Genomic DNA, 16,104 nt, shown 5'->3' with positions numbered 1-16,104 from the left:
CCCATCGCTGCGCTGCGTCCCGAACCCGCAACGGCCAAGCCGCTGACCCTGCAACGACGAGCCACCGATGGCCGGCTCGACTCTCGCCGACGCCGTCGCCGCCCTCCGAGCGGAGGCCACGCGGGCGAACCAGCGGCGCCTGCTCGTGATACACGGCGACCGCGACCGCTGTCTCGACGCCGCGTACACTGCGCTCGACGCCGCAGACGTCGACGACGACGCGGCGACGCTGCTGACGACGCGCGAAGGATTCCGCTACCACCGCCTCCGGCCGAAACACGCTCACAAACTGCTCGGGGCGACCCGCGACGCCGTCGTGCTCGACGCGTTCGCCGAGTTCTCGGCGAACGCGGTCGGGCAGTCCGTCGGCGCCGTCGACGGCGGCGGCCTCTACGTGCTGCTCGCGCCGCCGCTGGACGACTGGCCCGACCGGCGCGACGACTTCGACGAGTCGCTCGCGGTCCCGCCGTTCGGCGTCGACGACGTCACCGGGCACTTCCGCGACCGGCTCGTCGAAACGCTGCGCGAACACCACGGCGTCGCGGTCTACGACGCCGACGCCGACGAACTCGGCCGAGACGGGCTGACGGGCGCCGCGGCGCCGCCGACGCGGTCGACGCCGACGGTGCCGCGCGACGGCGCGTTCCCGGCTGCCGCCTACGAGTCCTGCCTGACCGGCGACCAGTCCCGCGCGGTTCGGGAACTCGAACGGCTCCGCCGCGACGGCGCCGCAGTCGTCGTGGAGGCCGACCGCGGCCGCGGCAAGTCGAGCGCCGCCGGACTCGCCGCGGGGAGCCTCGCGGCGGCCGGACGCGACGTGCTCGTGACCGCCGCGGAGTTCTCCGGCGCCGAGGCGCTGTTCGACAGGGCCCGCGCGCTCCTCGACACGCTCGACGAACTCGGCGCCGTCAGCGACGACGGCCGCCGAATCGACGCCGCTGACGACGGCTGCGTCCGGTTCGCGACGCCGACGGCGGCCGCCGAAGAAGTCGGAGACGGCACCCGTGGGTCCGGAGGCGGCGCCGACGGAGACGGTGCCGACGGGGACGCAGCCGACGGGAACGCGGCCCGAGCGGACACCGATTCGTCCGGCGGCGGACCGGACGCCGTCATCGTCGACGAGGCCGCGGCGCTCCCGGTCAGCGTCCTCGAGTCGTTCCTGTCGGCGCGCAGCGTCGCGTTCGTCACCACCGTCCACGGCTACGAGGGCGCCGGCCGCGGCTTCTCCGTGCGGTTCCGCGACCGCCTCGGCGACGCCGACCTCGCGGTGTCCGACGTGCGGCTCGAAGCGCCCATCCGGTACGGCCGCGGCGACCCGGTGGAGACGTGGGCGTTCCGGGCGCTGCTGCTCGACGCGCGGCCCGCGGTCGACGAGGCGGTCGCCGACGCCACGCCCGCGACCGCCCGGTACCGCCGCGTTCCGCCGGCGGAACTCCGCGCGGACGAGCAGTTGCTCCGTGAGGCGTTCGGGCTGCTCGTGCTGGCGCACTACCGGACCGAGCCCGACGACCTCGCGCGGCTGCTGGACGCGCCGAACCTCACGCTCCGCGCGCTGACCGCCGACGGCCACGTGGTCTCCGTCGCGCTGCTCGCGCGCGAGGGCGGCCTCGACCGCGAGACGATGGACGGCATGTACCGCGGCGAGCGCGTCCGCGGCAACATGATTCCGGACGTCCTGACGAGCCAGCTCCGCGACCCCGACGCCGGCGACCCGGTCGGCTACCGCGTGATGCGCATCGCCACCCACCACGCCGTCCGGTCGTCCGGGCTCGGCTCCGAACTCCTCGGTGACGTCCACGACGAACTCGGCACGGCCGGCAGCGGCGACAGCAGCGACGACAGCGACGACGGCGGCGTCGACTACGTCGGCACCGGGTTCGGCGCGACCCCGGAACTGCTGCGGTTCTGGCGACGCAACGGCTACCGGACCGTCCACCTGTCGACGACGCGGAACGAGGCCAGCGGAGAGCACTCCGCCGTCATGCTCCGTCCGACGAGCGACGCCGGCAGGCGGCTGCTCGACCGGCACGCCGCGTGGTTCCGCGATCGCGTCGGCGACGCGCTCGGCGACGCGCTCTCGGCCGTCGACGCCGACGTGGTTCGCGGAACGCTCCGCGCGTGCGACGCCGACCCGGAGTCGCTCGTGGACCTCACCGACTACGAGTGGCGCGTCGTCGTCGGCGCCTCCGCAGGGCCGGGGCTGTACGACGTGGCGCCGCGGCCGTTCCGTCGCCTCGCGCTCGCACACCTCCTCGGCGACGACGCCGGCTCGGAAGCCGCCGAACTCGACGGCTGCGAGGAGCGGCTGCTCGTCCGGAAAGTGCTGCAGGCCGAGCCGTGGGACGATGTCGCGGACGCGCTCGGCTACGTCTCGACGGCCGAGTGCATGCGGTCGCTCGGCGGCGCCTACGACGTGCTCGTCGACGCCTACGGCGGCGACGTCGCCGACGCGGAGCGAGACTGGTTCGAGTGACGGCTCGGCGACGCGAGACGGGGTCAGCCGGATGGAATTGGGCGGCGCCGGACGTCGTCGGTTCCCGGCGTGTTAAGCCGCCGGGGGTCCTGCGGCCGGTATGGTCGACCTCGTGACGGTGCTGGCGGTGGCGCTGCTCGTCGCCGGCGTCGCCGGGAGCGTGCTGCCGATGCTGCCCGCCGGAGCGCTGTCGCTCGCCGGCGTCTACCTCTACTGGTTCGGCGACGCGCCCGGCGGCGCCGACGAGATGAGCGTGTGGCTGCTCGCGGGCTTCACCGTCGTCGGCGTGCTCACGGCGCTGCTGGAGCACTTCGGCGGGGCGCTCGCGTCGAAGGCCGGCGGCGCCTCCACGTCGACGATGCTGGTCGCCGCGGCCGCGTCGCTGCTCCTCTTTTTCGTGCTCGGCCCGCTCGGCGTCGTGGTCGGGACCGGCGTCGTCGTACTCGGCGCGGAACTCCGCGCCGGCAAGGAGTTCGAGGAGGCGATGACCGCGTCGGCGTGGACCGTCGGCGGGCTGCTCGCCTCCTCGGCCGCCCAGTTCTTCCTGACGCTGTCGATGCTCGTCGGGTTCGTCGCGTTCGTGCTGGTGCTCCACTGAGCCCGCCGGCGGCGTCACACCGCAGCGTCACACCGCGCCGTCAGCGACGACCGACTCGACTTCGCGCGCGGCCCGAAGCGCCTCTTCGTCCGCGCCGGTCGGGGCGACGATCTGGACGCCGACGGGTCTGCCCGCGGAGTCGCCGCACGGCACCGACACCGCCGGGTTCCCGGTGCAGTTGAACGGCGCCGTGTTCGCGAACAGGTCGCCGACGTCGTAGTCCGCATCGGGGCCGACCGTTCCGACGTCCGGCGCCGTCGTCGGCGTCGTCGGCGTCACGAGCACGTCGACCCGGTCGAAACACGCCTCGACGCGCCGGACGAGTCGCCGCCGGGCGCCCCACGCGTCGCTGTAGGCTCCGGGTTCGGCTTCGTTGAGCGCCCGGCCGGTCGCGGCGAGTTCCCGGACCCGGTCCGGGGCGTCCGCGCCGTCAAGCCCCGCCGCGAACACGGCCTGCACCAGCTTCGTCCGCCCGCCGCTCAGCGGCTGCCCGGCGCCGTCGAGCATCGCCGCGAACTCAGAGACGGTGTGGAGCTGATTCACGAAGCCGGCGTCGCCGTGCTCGGGGAACGACAGCCGTTCGACCGTGACGCCGTCGCGGCCGGCCAGCGCGGTCAGCGCCGACTCGAACACCGCGCGCACCGGCCTGGCCGCCGCCTCCGCGAACGGCTCCGGGACGCCGATGCGAAGCCGGTCGACCGACGACTCCAGTTCGTCGCCGGCCGCGGTCGGCTCGGCGGCCGCGTCGGACGGGAACAGCGGGTCGCGGCCCGAAACCCGGTCGAGCAGCCGAGCCGCGGTTTCGACGTCCTGGCCGACGACGCCGACGTGGTCGAGCGTCGGCGCCAGGTCGACGACGCCGGTGCGCGGGACGCGGCCGAACGTCGGCTTGACGCCGACGGCGCCGCAGAACGACGCGGGGACGCGGACCGAGCCGGCGGTGTCGGTGCCGAGCGCGGCGTCGACGAGGCCGCCGGCGACCGCGGCGGCGGAGCCCGCCGACGACCCGCCGGGAATCGCGTCGACGGCGGCCGGGTTCACGGTCCGGCCGCCGTCGCCAGACTCGCCGGTGACGCCGAGCGCGAACGGGTCCATCCGGGTCGTTCCGACCAGGTCGGCGCCGCTCGCCCGGATGCGTTCGACGACCGTCGCGTCCCTGTCGGCCTCGACGGCGAGCGAGGCTGTGCCGACGCCGTGGGCGACGCCGCGGACCGCGACGTTGTCCTTCACCGCGACGCTCAGGTCCGACAGCGGCCCGTCGAACGACTCCGGCGACACGAACGACGTGGCGAAGGCGCCGTACGGGTCGGCGCGCGTCGTCGGCTCCACCGCCGCGAACGCCGGAGTGGTGTCGTCGCCGGGCAGCTCGCGTGCGCGCTCGGCGAACCGTCGCGCCGTGCGGTCGGCGTCGGCCGGCGCGTCCTGCTTCATGGGCGTCACTTCGGGTGGCGACAAAAAGGCGTTCTGGCGGCGACAATCACGTCAGAGTCCGAGCAGTTCGCGGGCCTCGTCGGGGGTCGCGACCGGCCGCCCGAGTTCCTCGGCGACGCGGACCGCGCGGGCGACGAGGCGCTCGTTGGTGGCGCGGTCGCCATCCGCGTAGTAGCTGTTGTCCTCCAGGCCGACGCGGACGTGGCCGCCGAGCAGCAGCGACTGGGTCGTCAGCGGGAGCTGATGCCGGCCGAAGCCGAGGACGTTGAACTCCGCGCCGTCCGGGAGTTGGTCGACAAGCCGCTGGAGGTTTGCGGGGCTCGGCGGCGTCAGCGTCCCCGGACCGAAGACGAGGTTCAGGTACGGCGGGTCGTCGAGGTCGTCGAGGATGCGGAACGACTCGTTCAGGTGGCCGTTGTTGAACACCTCCAGTTCCGGCTTGATGCCGCGGTCGCGCATCTCGCCGTGGAGGCCGTCGATGGTGTCGCGCGTGTTCTCGGAGGTGAGGCGGCGGCCGCGGTTCATCGGCCCCATGTCGAGGCTCGCCATCTCGGGCGCCGGGTCGGTGCGGAGCGGTTCGGCGCGCAGCGCGGCCGGCGCAGCGGTCCCGCCGGTCGAGTGTTGGACGACGACGTCGTCGGTGGCGTCGCGGACGGCGTCGGTCACCGCCTGGAACCGTTCGGTCGAGAAAGCCCGCTCGCCGTTCTCGCGGCGCGCGTGCAGGTGGACGATTGCGGCGCCGGCGTCCTCACAGGCCGCCGCGGCGGCAGCAATTTCGTCGGGCGTCTCCGGCAGCCCCGGATGCGTCTCTTTCCCCTGGATGCCGCCGGTGAGCGCGGCCGTCACGATTGCGGGCTTCCCGTCGAGGTACTCCTGGTACGTCATCTCACTCGTCCCACTCCAGCCCCTCGTGGTCGCGGTACACGCCGCAGTCGGACTCCGGGTCGAGCCCGTAGCGCTCGGCGCAGACGTCCGCGTGAACCGGCTGGACGAACTCGTCGGTCACGGTGCAGAAGGCGCGCGCCGCCTCGAACTGCTTGCCGTTCGCGGCGTCTCGGTACTCCAGGTGCGGACAGGCCATACGGGCCCTGCGTCGCGCTCGCGTATGAAGTTCAGGTAGCATCCACGTCAGTGGGCGGACCCGGTTCCGCCGGCGCCGCCCGGCGCGACGCGGCCGGCGCAGCGGACGGGTCTGGGGTCGCCACGAAACACGGTTTTAAATCCGCGTAGCTGCTACGGAGGGGTATGGCGAAGTACTCCACCGGCAGCGGCGGCGGCGGGGGGTCGGGCGGCGCGTGCGAGCTGTGCGGCCGCGAGGACGTCTCGCTGAGCGAGGCGAACGTCGCCGGCGCCGACCTGCTCGTCTGCTCGGACTGCGCACCGCACGACGACCGGAAATCGAAGCGCGGCGGGTCCGGCGGCGGCCGCTCGGGCGGCCAGGGCGGCTCGTCGGGCGGCGCGTCCCGCGACGACTCCGAGCCGAATCGGCGGAAGCGCGCGGCGCAGAACACGGCGAAGGTGCTCGACGCCTCGAAAGGCAAATCGAAGAACTGGGAGGAGGAAGGCACCGACTACGAGGAGGACCGGCTCCCGTACCTCGTCAGCGGCTACGGCGAAACGGCCGAACAGGCCCGCCAGGACGCCGGGCTGACGGTCGAGGAGCTCGCCGCCGAAATCGACGCGGACGAAGACGACGTGCTCGCCGTCGAGCAGGGCCGTGCGGCCCGCGCCGACGTCGGCGGCTCCGTCGTCCGCGCAATCGAGCAGGCGCTCGACGTCACGCTGGTCGACGAGTAGACCAGGTGGCCGGGTAGCGGCGGAGCAGCAGTTGGTGGCCCGGCGGACGGGCTGCCGGTGACGACCGATTTTTGCGGCCGTGCACGAACCGGGGAGGCGATGAGCGAGTCACTCGCGCCGAACAACCCCGGCGTTCGGGAGTTCGAGGCGACTGTCGAGTCGGTCGACGGAACCGACGTCGTCCTCTCGGAGACGTACTTCTACCCTGAGGGCGGCGGCCAGCCGGCGGACCGCGGCACGCTCGGCGACGAACTCGTCGTCGACGTCCAGCCGACCGACGGCGGCGTCGTCCACACGCTCGCCGAGCCGCCGGCGTTCGACGCCGGGGACGACGTAGTCGGCGTCGTGGACGACGACTTCCGGACGTACTGCATGCGGGCGCACACCGCGAGCCACGTCCTCTACGGCGCGGCTCGACGCGTCCTCGACGGCCTCGGGTACGGCGGATTCGGCATCTCGGCGGCGCCGACCGGCCGACGCGATTCGGACGGCGCTGACGCCGACATCGACGCCGACACCGATGACGGCACCGGCGCCGACTCCGGCGGGACTGCGGGAGACGAGAAGGTGCGGGTCGACTTCACCACGACCACGGACGTCGACGACGACGTGTTCGTCGAACTGGAACGGCTCGTGAACCGCGCGGTCTGGGACGCCCGGGACGTCACCTGGGAGGAACTCCCGGTCGAGGAGGCGCGCGGCCGCGACGACGTCGCGTTCAACACGAAGACCGAGGAGGGCGTGATGAGCGACGCAGACACGGTCCGGGTCGTCTCCGTCGACGGCTGGGACTGGGCCGCCTGCGGCGGGACGCACGTCTCGAACACCGCCGAAATCGGCCCGGTGACGCTCCTCGACCGGTCGAACCCCGGCGAAGGAATGACGCGCGTCGAGTTCGCCGTCGGCCCGGCCGGAATCGGACGCCGCGCGGCGGTCCACGGCGCCGCGCTCGACGCCGCCCGGGAACTCGGCGTCGCCGTCGACGACGTCCCAGCCGAGGCCGCGCGGCTCCGCGCCGAACGCGACGACCTGGCCGACGAACTCGGCGCGCTCCGCGAGGAGGTGCTGGCCGCTCGGCTCGCCGACTGCGACGCCGTCGACCGCGACGGACTGACGTGGCGGGTCGGCGTCGTCGACGGGTTCGACGCGAACCAGGTCGGCGACGCGGCGCAGCGACGCGTCGACGACTCCGCCGACGACGTCGTGGCAGCGGTCGGCGGCGACGACGCGCCGTTCGTGGTCGTCGCGACCGACGGTGACGTGGACGCCGGCGACGTCGTCGACGGCCTCACGGACGAGTTCGGCGGCGGCGGAGGCGGCGGCCCGACGTTCGCGCAGGGCGGCGGGCTTGACGCCGACCCGTCCGACGTCGTCGCGGCGCTCCGCCGCTGAACGGACGCGGATTCGGCCCTGCCGACCGCCTCAGGAGATGTTGAGGTAGTCGTAGCCGACGTACAGCACGTACATCAGCGCGAAGAAGCCGAGGATGGTCGGGCCGAACTCCGCGGAGCCGAGCGCCGCGGCGATACCCCACAGCGCGAGCGCGACGACGAGCAGCACGACGGCGACGCCGACCTGATTCAGTTCGTCCTCGCCGCCCGGCGGGAGTCGCCGCCGAATCCGGTAGTAGATTCGTTCGCGGAGCGTGTGGTCTTCCTCGACGGACATATCGTCTGCCTTCACAGCCGCCACGGAAAGGCGCTTTCCCCGTTCTCACCCGATTCGGCCCGTTCACCTCCGGTACCCCTGTCACGGACGCCTCCCCGTTGCTCCGGAGTCGATTCGTGGGTACTTCGACCACCCCGTGGAGGCACGCTTATCCCGCGTGGAACTGGACGACTGAGCATGGCGAAAGCGAATCCGGACGTGTACGGCCACTCCGCGTCGATGCTTGACGAGGAGGAGCGAGCCATCCGCGAGGTGGTGCGGGAGTTCGCCGTCGAGGAGGTCCGGCCCGGCGCCCAGGAGGCCGACGAGACGGAGACGTTCCCGGAGGAGACGTGGGACGGCCTCGCCGACCTCGACCTGACGGGGCTGACGGTGCCGGCGGAGTACGGCGGCTTCGACGCGGACAGGCGGACGTACGCGCTGGTGAACGAGGAGCTCGCGTACGGCCAGCTCGCGGTCGCGACGGCGCTGTCGGTGCACTGTCTCGCCACCTCCTGTATCGCCGAGTTCGGCGACGACGACGTCCGCGCCGAGTGGCTGCCGGAGATGGTCGACGGCCGGCCCGTCGGCGCGTTCTGCCTGTCGGAGCCGCAGGCCGGGTCGAACCCCGCGGAGATGCGGACGACCGCGAGACGAGACGGCGACGAGTACGTCCTGAACGGCGACAAGCAGTGGATTACGAACGGCGAACGCGCCGGCGTCTACGTCGTGTTCGCGAAGACCGACGCCGACGACCCCGGCTCCGTCACGCAGTTCCTCGTCCCCGCCGACTTCGACGGCGTCGAGGTCGGCCGGACGGAGGAGAAACTGGGGCTGCGCGCATCCGACACGACGCAGATGACGTTCGACGGCGTCCGAGTCCCGGAGTCGTACCGGCTCACGCCGGAGGGCGAGGGGCTGGGCGCGGCGTTCCGCATCCTCACCGGCGGCCGAATCGCCATCGCGGCGCAGGCGGTCGGGCTCGCGCAGGCAGCGTTCGACGAGGCCGCCGCCTACGCCGACGAACGCGAACAGTTCGGCGGCCCAATCGGCGACATCCAGAGCATCCGGCACAAGTTCGCCGACATGGCGACGCAGATTCAGGCGTCGCGGCTCCTCGTCCGCGAGGCCGCCCGGCAGTCCGACGCCGGGGAGTCGCCGGGGCTCGCGGCGTCGATGGCGAAGTACTTCGCCTCGGAGGTGGCCGTCGACGTGACCAACGAGGCCGTCCAGATTCACGGCGGCTACGGCTACATGTCCGAGTTCGACGTGGAGCGGTTCTACCGCGACGCGAAAATCACGACCATCTACGAGGGCACCTCCGAGATTCAGAAGAAAATCATCGCGCGGAACCTGCTCGGCTGACCCTCGGAGCACCCAGTGCTTCACGGTGAGACGGCCCGGCCAGCCGAATCCGTCCGAAGATTCGGTGCATCGGACCGCTGTCCGTCCGCGACACGTCTTTGTCGGTGTGGAACTGACGTGCTGGCATGACCCGCGACGAAGCCGCCGCTGACGGCGACGCGGCGGCCGACGACGAGTTCGACGCCGTGGTGTACGACCTCGACGGGACGCTCGTCCGGCTCGCCGTCGACTGGGACGCCGCCGCGCGCGACGCGGTCTCGCTGTTCGAACGGCACGGCCACGACGTCGCCGACGCGGACCTCTGGGGGCTGCTGGAGCGCGCGGACAGCGCCGGCATCAGGGACGAACTGGAGTCGCTGCTCGGCGAGCACGAAGTCGACGGCGCCGAGCGCGCCGACCGACTCCCGCACGCCGACGAACTCCCGCGCGGCGTGCCCACCGGCGTCTGCTCGCTGAACTGCGAGGCCGCCTGCCGCGTCGCGCTCGACAGACACGGGCTCGCCGACTCGGTCGACGTCGTCGTCGGACGGGACTCGGTCGGGACGTACAAGCCGGACCCGGAGCCGCTGCTGGCGACGCTGCGCGACCTCGGTGTCCCGCCGGAGCACGCCGTGTTCGTCGGCGACTCCGAGCGGGACGAACTGACCGCGAACCGGGCCGGCGTGTCGTTCCGCTACGTCTGAGTGACCGCCAGGCGCCGTCCCGCCGGGTTACTGCCGGCGCTTCTCGTAGAGGAACGCGCCGACTGCGGTGAGAAACCAGACGACCGCGCCGACGCGGATGGCGAACGCCGCGCGGGCGCTCCACGTCGGCAGCGCGACCTGCGTGGACAGCGCGGCGACGAGGGGGGCGCCGACCACGATGGTGACGACGAACGTCGTCTGCATCACCCAGCCGTAGTCGACGCCGTCGGGGTTGGACGTCTCGACGCGTTCGGGCACGACACCCGGTTGCCGGCGACACGCAAAGGCCGTGTCGGTTCGCCCGGACCGGCCGGATTTATCTCCCAGGGACGCCGGCACTCAGACACACATGACCACGACGCGGACGCTCCGTGAGAAGGCCGGCTCCGAGCCCATCACGATGCTGACGGCGTACGACGCGCCGACCGCCGCCATCGTCGACGAGGCGGACATCGACGCCATCCTCGTCGGCGACAGCATGGGGAACGCGGTGCTCGGCTACGAGACGACGCTCCCGGTGACGCTCGACGAGGTGGCGAGCCGCACCGCGGCGGTCGCTCGCGCGACCGAAGACGCGCTCGTCGTCGCGGACATGCCGTTCCTGTCGTTCGGCGTCGACGACGCCGACAGCGTCGAGAACGCCGGGCGGCTCCTGAAGGAGTCGGACGCAGACGCCGTGAAACTGGAGTCCGGACCGCACACCGTGGAGCTGACGCGGCGGCTCGCGGACCTCGGGATTCCGGTGATGGCGCACCTCGGGCTGACGCCGCAGCACGTGAACCAGCTCGGCTACCAGCGGCAGGGCACCGACCGCGACGCGGCCGAGCGAATCGTCGAATTGGCGCGGGAGCACGAGGAGGCCGGCGCGTTCTCGCTCGTGCTCGAGCACGTCCCGTCGAACCTCGCGCGGCAGGTGACCGAGGCGCTCGACATCCCGACCATCGGCATCGGCGCCGGCCCGGACACGGACGGGCAGGTGCTGGTCATCACCGACGTGCTCGGGCTGGACGACAGTTCGCCGCCGTTCTCCAAGCAGTTCGCCGACGTCCGCTCGGAGATGAAGCGCGCGGTCGAGGCGTACCGGGACGAAGTCGAGAGCGGCGAGTTCCCGGCCGACGAACACAGCCACGTTGAATCGGACGTCGAAGACCTGTACTGAGGCCGCGAAGCGGCCGCTGACAGGGGCGGAGTTTGGGGCTGGCAGGCGGCCCGGTGGAGCGTCGTCCGCGTCGCGGAGTCGCTCGGGGCGGTGGGCCGCGCAACCGTGATCGCCCCGAGGCGTCCGTCACGTCACGGCGACCGTGCCCGCGCTATTCGATATAAACTACCCGGTCGCCGGGGAGGAGGGTCGCGGAGCCGCGGCGGTCAGAGCCGGTCGAGGAATTCGCTGACTGCGGCGTTGAACGCGTCCGGCTGTTCGAGCATCGCGAGGTGAGCGGCGTCTTCGACGACAGCGAGTTCGCAGTCGGGGATGTTGTCGGCGAGGTGTTCGTGGTAGCGGGGCGGCGTGAGTTTGTCACGTTCGCCGACGACGGCGAGCGCGGGGACGCCGATTTCGTCGAGGCGGTCGCGGACGTCGAAGCTGTGGCAGGTCCTGAAGTCGCGTTCGACGACGGCCGCGCCGGCGTCGCGCATCGCCGCGGCGGACAGTTCCGTCAGGCGGTCGTCCGGGTCGGCGAACAGGCGGTCGTCGCCGTGGAGGAACTCGACGGCGCGGTCGAAGTCCTCGTCGAGCCACGTGAGCAGGTCTTCGAGGACGGCGAGTTTCGCGCCGGTGCCCGCGAGCACCAGCCCGTCCAGGTCGACGTCGCGGTCGAGGGCGGTCCACAGCGCGACGGCGCCGCCGAGCGAGTTCCCGACGAGCACGGACGCCCCGGTTTCGTCGGCGACGGCGACGACGTCGTCGGTGTACGCCTCCAGCGCTTCGGGGCCTGCGGCGGCGTCGACGTCGTCGCTGTCGCCGTGGCCGCTCAGGTCGACCGCGACGACGGGAGCGCGGTCCGCCAGCCTGGACTGCGCCTTCCACACGGCGCTCGTCCCGCCGCTCCCGTGGATGCAGAGCAGGCCGGGCGCGTCGCCGCCGCGGTCGGAGAGCCGGTAGGCGGTGTCCCGGCCGTGGTGTCTCACGGAGTTCACGTCTGTAGTGGCGTGCCGACCCGCATTAACTACTGGGAGTGCCCGAGTGGTGTGAACCGCAATACGTGTTTATCCAGGGGTAGCGTTCGCCGTACTGCGATTAGCCGCAGAAAGGCTTAAATAGTTAAGCGTGTTACTTGGAGTTAGGATTCATATGCCACAGCGCCAATCATCCGGCCGGCAGGAACGGTTCGTGCGTCAGTACGACTACGACGACCGGACCGTCATCGCCGCCGACCTGAACGCCGACGACGACGCCGTCTCCGTCGACACCGTCGACGGCACGGCCATCGTCGTCGTCGACCGGGACGGCGAGGAGGACGAGTTCGAGTTCGAACTCCCCGCCCCGGCCGCAAACGTTGACACCACGAACGGCGTACTCACCATCACCATCGACCAATGAAGCTCACCGTCAAACCCCTCAAGCAGAAGGACGCGGGGCGTCGCCTCGCCGCAATCGACCGCGTCGCGGCCGAAGAGCTCGGGCTCTCGGGCGGTGACTACATCCAGATCGACGGCGACTCCACCGCCATCGCGCGCGTCTGGCCCGGCTACCCGGAGGACGACAACTCGGGCGTCATCCGCATCGACGGCCAGCTCCGGCAGGAAGCCGGCGTCGGCATCGACGACCGCGTCACCGTCGAGCCCGCCGACGTCGAACCGGCGGAGAGCATCACCATCGCGCTCCCCCAGCAGTTCGGCATCCGCGGGAACGTCGGCTCCATCATCCGCGACAAGCTCAGCGGCCAGCCCGTCACGCAGGGGCAGACCATCCGGTTCCCGCTCGGTCTCGGCCTCATGGGCGGCGGCTCGCAGGCAGTTCCGCTGAAAATCGCGTCGACGACGCCGTCCGGGACGGTCGTCATCACGGACACGACCGAGGTCACCATCTCGGAGAAGCCGGCGGAGGAAATCACGGAAGGCACCGCCAGCGGCGAGGAGACGCCGGACGTCACCTACGAGGACATCGGCGGACTCGACGACGAACTGGAGCAGGTCCGCGAGATGATCGAGCTGCCGATGCGCCACCCGGAGCTGTTCAAGCGCCTCGGCATCGAGCCGCCGAAAGGCGTCCTGCTGCACGGCCCGCCGGGCACCGGGAAGACGCTCATCGCGAAGGCCGTCGCCAACGAGATCGACGCGCACTTCCAGACGCTGTCGGGCCCCGAAATCATGTCGAAGTACTACGGGGAGTCCGAAGAGCAGCTCCGCGAGGTGTTCGAGGAGGCCGCCGAGAACGCGCCGGCCATCATCTTCATGGACGAACTCGACTCCATCGCGCCGAAGCGCGAGGAGGCCGGCGGCGACGTGGAGCGCCGCGTCGTGGCGCAGCTGCTGTCGCTGATGGACGGCCTCGAAGAGCGCGGGGAAGTCGTCGTCATCGGCGCGACGAACCGCGTGGACGCCATCGACCCGGCGCTCCGCCGCGGCGGCCGCTTCGACCGCGAAATCGAAATCGGCGTCCCGGACCGCGACGGCCGAAAGGAGATTCTGCAGGTCCACACGCGGAACATGCCGCTCACCGACGACGTCGACCTCGACGCGTACGCCGAGTCGACCCACGGCTTCGTCGGCGCGGACCTCGAGAGCCTCGCGAAGGAGGCCGGGATGAACGCGCTGCGCCGCATCCGGCCGCAGCTCGACCTCGACGAGGAGGAGGTCGACGCCGAAATCCTCGACTCCATCAAGGTGACGGACGAGGACGTCAAGGAGGCGATGAAGGGCATCGAGCCCTCCGCGCTCCGGGAGGTGTTCGTGGAGGTCCCGGACGTCACCTGGGAGGACGTCGGCGGCCTCGGCGAGACGAAAGAGCGGCTCCGCGAGACCATCCAGTGGCCGCTCGACTACCCCGAGGTGTTCGAGGCCATGGACATGGAGTCCGCGAAGGGCGTCCTCATGTACGGCCCGCCGGGCACCGGGAAGACGCTGCTCGCGAAAGCCGTCGCCAACGAGTCCGAGTCCAACTTCATCTCCGTGAAGGGGCCGGAGCTGCTCAACAAGTACGTCGGGGAGTCCGAGAAGGGCGTCCGCGAGGTGTTCAGCAAGGCACGCGAGAACGCGCCGACAATCATCTTCTTCGATGAGATCGACGCCATCGCGACCGAGCGCGGACAGAACACCGGCGACTCCGGCGTCGGCGAACGCGTCGTCTCTCAGCTCCTGACGGAGCTCGACGGCCTCGAAACGCTGGAGGACGTCGTCGTCATCGCGACGACCAACCGGCCGGACCTCATCGACTCGGCGCTGCTCCGCCCGGGCCGGCTGGACCGCCACGTCCACGTCCCGGTGCCGGACGAGGAGGCGCGCCGCAAGATCTTCGCGGTCCACACCCAGCACAAGCCGCTCGCCGACGACGTCGACCTCGACAAGCTCGCCCGGAAGACGGAGGGCTACGTCGGCGCCGACATCGAAGCGGTGTGCCGCGAGGCCTCCATGAACGCCTCCCGCGAGTTCATCCAGTCCGTCTCGCCGGAGGAGGTCGACGAGTCCATCGGCAACGTCCGCGTCACGATGCAGCACTTCGAGGACGCCCTCGACCAGGTGCAGCCGTCCGTGACCGAGCAGACGAAAGAGCGGTACGAGGAGATCGAAGAGCGGTTCACGCAGTCGGAGCCCGGAACCTCCGAGGAAACCGAACTCGGCCGCACCTTCCAGTAACCCGCGTCGCGGCGGCCGCGCACACTGCCGCCGCGATTTTCGGTCTCGCGGTATCCGGTCCAGCGGTTTTCTGTCTCACCCACCCTGCTTCCGCTGCCCACGTGGCGAGTCGACGATTCGTGTCTCACAGCCACGACGCCGCGGAAGCGCGGCGTCCGAGACCCGTGCCGTTTTATTCCCGGCGGGATACGGCGAACATACACCCGGAGCACTGGGTGTGCCGCGCCGCGCAGAGCGGCGCGCTGTGACGGGGAATGCACGCCGCGGCGGGTTCGCCGCGGCGACCGTGTGACGTTGCGGCGGCGGTCCTCGCCGCCGCGCCGACCGGACGGGAGCGACGGCGCCGGTTCGGCGCCGGATTGGTCGCCCGCCGCCGTCCTAGTCCCGCTGCAGGCCGCCCTGCGCTTTGATCTGCATGATTCGCTGGACGTTCAGGTATATCTCTTCGGGAGACGTGTCCTCGTCCGGGTCGTAGAGGTCGGAGACGCGGTACAGAATCGCGGAGAGCTGCTTCGACTCGGTGGAGTCGCCGCGGACGTCCTCCGCGACGTCGCGGAGGAGGCGCCGCCGGGTCTCGTCGTCGTCGAACTCGGCGTCGGAGTCCGGCGCCAGCGCCCAGTCCTGGTCGTCCTCCTGCAGTTCGGGCGGGAGTTCGTCGTCACTGGACTCCCCGTCCGCCGCGTCCGCAGCGGCGGCTGCATCGCCGTGAGCCGCGTCGGTCGCGTCGGCCGCGTCGTTGACGTCGTCGTCGTCGCCGGTCATACCTCACGCTCGGGCGTCCGGCGGCTAATCGCTTTCTGACTGTGAACCCGCCGGCGCGGAAACGGTGAATGCCGGCTCGGCGTTCGGCCGCTCGGAACAGTCGTCGCGGAACGTTGATGTGTCGCTGCGGAGTCGAGGGGGTATGGTCGAGTGGCTCTTTCCGAACTGGTCGAGCCCGGTCGCCGTCGCCGCGGTCGTCGCGGCGAAAGCCTTCCTCAACGCCGTCCTCACCGCTCGCACCGCCGCGCTGTCCGGCGAGGACTCCCGCGCTCCGTTCGTCGCCGGCGGGCTCACCGTCTGTTCGACGGTGCTCGCGGTGTTCGTGCTCCGCGGGACGCTCGGACTCGCGGCGTCGTATCTCGAAGTCGCGCTGCAGGCCGCGCTCCTCGTGCTCGTCGCTGTGGTCACCTACTCGGCGGCGGAGAATCGGCGGCTCGCCGTCACCGTTCCGGCGCTGCTCGCCGCCGCCGCGCTGCTGCTCGTCACGATACCGCTGTACGGAGAAGCGACAGTCGCGCCGTAGACGCGCTCGGCGGGTGACGCACTGTGAGCGC

Annotated in this window: 17 protein-coding genes; 10 read left to right on the top strand and 7 right to left on the bottom strand. The window is 71.5% G+C overall.

Features of this window, described 5'->3' with window-relative positions; all coding sequences use genetic code 11:
• The first annotated feature begins 67 nt into the window (after positions 1-67).
• Positions 68-2,473 carry a tRNA(Met) cytidine acetyltransferase TmcA gene (gene tmcA / locus ACQUS7_RS00465; RefSeq protein WP_435143462.1) on the top strand — a complete coding sequence of 802 codons (2,406 nt, stop codon included), beginning with the start codon at positions 68-70 and terminating at the stop codon, positions 2,471-2,473.
• A 100-nt stretch (positions 2,474-2,573) separates the two neighbouring features.
• The gene (locus ACQUS7_RS00460) at positions 2,574-3,071 is read left to right on the top strand and encodes a DUF456 domain-containing protein (protein ID WP_435143459.1); all 498 of its coding nucleotides are present in this window, start codon (positions 2,574-2,576) and stop codon (positions 3,069-3,071) included.
• Between the two features lie 27 nt (positions 3,072-3,098).
• Here the strand turns inward: ACQUS7_RS00460 and ACQUS7_RS00455 are convergent, their stop codons facing one another.
• From ACQUS7_RS00455 to ACQUS7_RS00445, 3 genes are read right to left on the bottom strand one after another with little or no spacing between them, the layout of a single operon-like run.
• Positions 3,099-4,502, bottom strand: a complete 1,404-nt coding sequence (locus ACQUS7_RS00455; protein WP_435143457.1) for an amidase — start codon at positions 4,500-4,502, stop codon at positions 3,099-3,101.
• Between the two features lie 51 nt (positions 4,503-4,553).
• Positions 4,554-5,387, bottom strand: coding sequence for a 3-keto-5-aminohexanoate cleavage protein (locus ACQUS7_RS00450; RefSeq protein ID WP_435143455.1), 834 nt, complete (start codon positions 5,385-5,387; stop codon positions 4,554-4,556).
• Position 5,388: 1 nt separating this feature from the next.
• Positions 5,389-5,583: a hypothetical protein gene (locus tag ACQUS7_RS00445; RefSeq protein WP_435128935.1), complete on the bottom strand. Its 195-nt coding sequence runs from the start codon at positions 5,581-5,583 to the stop codon at positions 5,389-5,391.
• Positions 5,584-5,747: 164 nt separating this feature from the next.
• Between ACQUS7_RS00445 and ACQUS7_RS00440 the strand changes: the two genes are divergently transcribed.
• Both ACQUS7_RS00440 and ACQUS7_RS00435 read left to right on the top strand, forming a co-directional pair.
• Positions 5,748-6,299, top strand: coding sequence for a helix-turn-helix domain-containing protein (locus ACQUS7_RS00440; RefSeq protein ID WP_435143452.1), 552 nt, complete (start codon positions 5,748-5,750; stop codon positions 6,297-6,299).
• Between the two features lie 99 nt (positions 6,300-6,398).
• Positions 6,399-7,691 (top strand): alanine--tRNA ligase-related protein, encoded by a 1,293-nt coding sequence (locus ACQUS7_RS00435; protein ID WP_435143449.1) that lies wholly within the window; start codon positions 6,399-6,401, stop codon positions 7,689-7,691.
• Positions 7,692-7,721: 30 nt separating this feature from the next.
• Here ACQUS7_RS00435 and ACQUS7_RS00430 read toward each other — a convergent pair whose 3' ends face one another.
• Positions 7,722-7,967: a hypothetical protein gene (locus tag ACQUS7_RS00430; protein WP_435143446.1), complete on the bottom strand. Its 246-nt coding sequence runs from the start codon at positions 7,965-7,967 to the stop codon at positions 7,722-7,724.
• 177 nt (positions 7,968-8,144) lie between these two features.
• Here ACQUS7_RS00430 and ACQUS7_RS00425 point away from each other — a divergent pair, with 177 nt between their 5' ends.
• Entirely contained in the window at positions 8,145-9,311 is a 1,167-nt protein-coding gene (locus ACQUS7_RS00425; protein WP_435143443.1) for an acyl-CoA dehydrogenase family protein, read from the top strand.
• Positions 9,312-9,436: 125 nt separating this feature from the next.
• Positions 9,437-9,994 (top strand): HAD family hydrolase, encoded by a 558-nt coding sequence (locus ACQUS7_RS00420; protein ID WP_435143440.1) that lies wholly within the window; start codon positions 9,437-9,439, stop codon positions 9,992-9,994.
• Between the two features lie 27 nt (positions 9,995-10,021).
• Here the strand turns inward: ACQUS7_RS00420 and ACQUS7_RS00415 are convergent, their stop codons facing one another.
• Positions 10,022-10,252, bottom strand: coding sequence for a DUF5822 domain-containing protein (locus tag ACQUS7_RS00415; protein ID WP_435128953.1), 231 nt, complete (start codon positions 10,250-10,252; stop codon positions 10,022-10,024).
• Positions 10,253-10,343: 91 nt separating this feature from the next.
• On the opposite strand from ACQUS7_RS00415, the gene panB reads away from it, so the two are divergent.
• Positions 10,344-11,153: a 3-methyl-2-oxobutanoate hydroxymethyltransferase gene (gene panB, locus ACQUS7_RS00410; RefSeq protein WP_435143436.1), complete on the top strand. Its 810-nt coding sequence runs from the start codon at positions 10,344-10,346 to the stop codon at positions 11,151-11,153.
• Between the two features lie 206 nt (positions 11,154-11,359).
• Here the strand turns inward: panB and ACQUS7_RS00405 are convergent, their stop codons facing one another.
• Positions 11,360-12,130: an alpha/beta fold hydrolase gene (locus tag ACQUS7_RS00405; RefSeq protein ID WP_435143433.1), complete on the bottom strand. Its 771-nt coding sequence runs from the start codon at positions 12,128-12,130 to the stop codon at positions 11,360-11,362.
• Between the two features lie 154 nt (positions 12,131-12,284).
• Here ACQUS7_RS00405 and ACQUS7_RS00400 point away from each other — a divergent pair, with 154 nt between their 5' ends.
• Entirely contained in the window at positions 12,285-12,533 is a 249-nt protein-coding gene (locus tag ACQUS7_RS00400) for a DUF7127 family protein (protein WP_435128961.1), read from the top strand.
• Positions 12,530-14,788 (top strand): CDC48 family AAA ATPase, encoded by a 2,259-nt coding sequence (locus ACQUS7_RS00395; RefSeq protein ID WP_435143429.1) that lies wholly within the window; start codon positions 12,530-12,532, stop codon positions 14,786-14,788. The genes ACQUS7_RS00400 and ACQUS7_RS00395 overlap by 4 nt, the downstream gene beginning before the upstream one ends.
• A 378-nt stretch (positions 14,789-15,166) precedes the next feature.
• Here ACQUS7_RS00395 and ACQUS7_RS00390 read toward each other — a convergent pair whose 3' ends face one another.
• Entirely contained in the window at positions 15,167-15,550 is a 384-nt protein-coding gene (locus ACQUS7_RS00390; RefSeq protein WP_435143426.1) for a hypothetical protein, read from the bottom strand.
• Between the two features lie 142 nt (positions 15,551-15,692).
• Here ACQUS7_RS00390 and ACQUS7_RS00385 point away from each other — a divergent pair, with 142 nt between their 5' ends.
• Positions 15,693-16,073, top strand: coding sequence for a hypothetical protein (locus tag ACQUS7_RS00385; RefSeq protein WP_435143423.1), 381 nt, complete (start codon positions 15,693-15,695; stop codon positions 16,071-16,073).
• The last annotated feature ends 31 nt before the right edge of the window (positions 16,074-16,104 follow it).

Source organism: Halobaculum sp. P14 (assembly GCF_051195155.1).
GTDB lineage: Archaea > Halobacteriota > Halobacteria > Halobacteriales > Haloferacaceae > JBNTKA01.
This window is presented reverse-complemented; position numbering and strand designations above follow the sequence as displayed.

Coding starts and splice junctions, on each gene's coding strand:
- ACQUS7_RS00445 (WP_435128935.1), bottom strand. CDS start 5,583: ATGGCCTGTCCGCACCTGGAGTACCGAGACGCCGCGAACGGCAAGCAG.
- ACQUS7_RS00435 (WP_435143449.1), top strand. CDS start 6,399: ATGAGCGAGTCACTCGCGCCGAACAACCCCGGCGTTCGGGAGTTCGAG.
- ACQUS7_RS00400 (WP_435128961.1), top strand. CDS start 12,285: ATGCCACAGCGCCAATCATCCGGCCGGCAGGAACGGTTCGTGCGTCAG.
- ACQUS7_RS00455 (WP_435143457.1), bottom strand. CDS start 4,502: ATGAAGCAGGACGCGCCGGCCGACGCCGACCGCACGGCGCGACGGTTC.
- ACQUS7_RS00430 (WP_435143446.1), bottom strand. CDS start 7,967: ATGTCCGTCGAGGAAGACCACACGCTCCGCGAACGAATCTACTACCGG.
- ACQUS7_RS00420 (WP_435143440.1), top strand. CDS start 9,437: ATGACCCGCGACGAAGCCGCCGCTGACGGCGACGCGGCGGCCGACGAC.
- ACQUS7_RS00450 (WP_435143455.1), bottom strand. CDS start 5,387: ATGACGTACCAGGAGTACCTCGACGGGAAGCCCGCAATCGTGACGGCC.
- ACQUS7_RS00390 (WP_435143426.1), bottom strand. CDS start 15,550: ATGACCGGCGACGACGACGACGTCAACGACGCGGCCGACGCGACCGAC.
- ACQUS7_RS00385 (WP_435143423.1), top strand. CDS start 15,693: ATGGTCGAGTGGCTCTTTCCGAACTGGTCGAGCCCGGTCGCCGTCGCC.
- ACQUS7_RS00440 (WP_435143452.1), top strand. CDS start 5,748: ATGGCGAAGTACTCCACCGGCAGCGGCGGCGGCGGGGGGTCGGGCGGC.
- tmcA (WP_435143462.1), top strand. CDS start 68: ATGGCCGGCTCGACTCTCGCCGACGCCGTCGCCGCCCTCCGAGCGGAG.
- ACQUS7_RS00395 (WP_435143429.1), top strand. CDS start 12,530: ATGAAGCTCACCGTCAAACCCCTCAAGCAGAAGGACGCGGGGCGTCGC.
- ACQUS7_RS00425 (WP_435143443.1), top strand. CDS start 8,145: ATGGCGAAAGCGAATCCGGACGTGTACGGCCACTCCGCGTCGATGCTT.
- ACQUS7_RS00460 (WP_435143459.1), top strand. CDS start 2,574: ATGGTCGACCTCGTGACGGTGCTGGCGGTGGCGCTGCTCGTCGCCGGC.
- panB (WP_435143436.1), top strand. CDS start 10,344: ATGACCACGACGCGGACGCTCCGTGAGAAGGCCGGCTCCGAGCCCATC.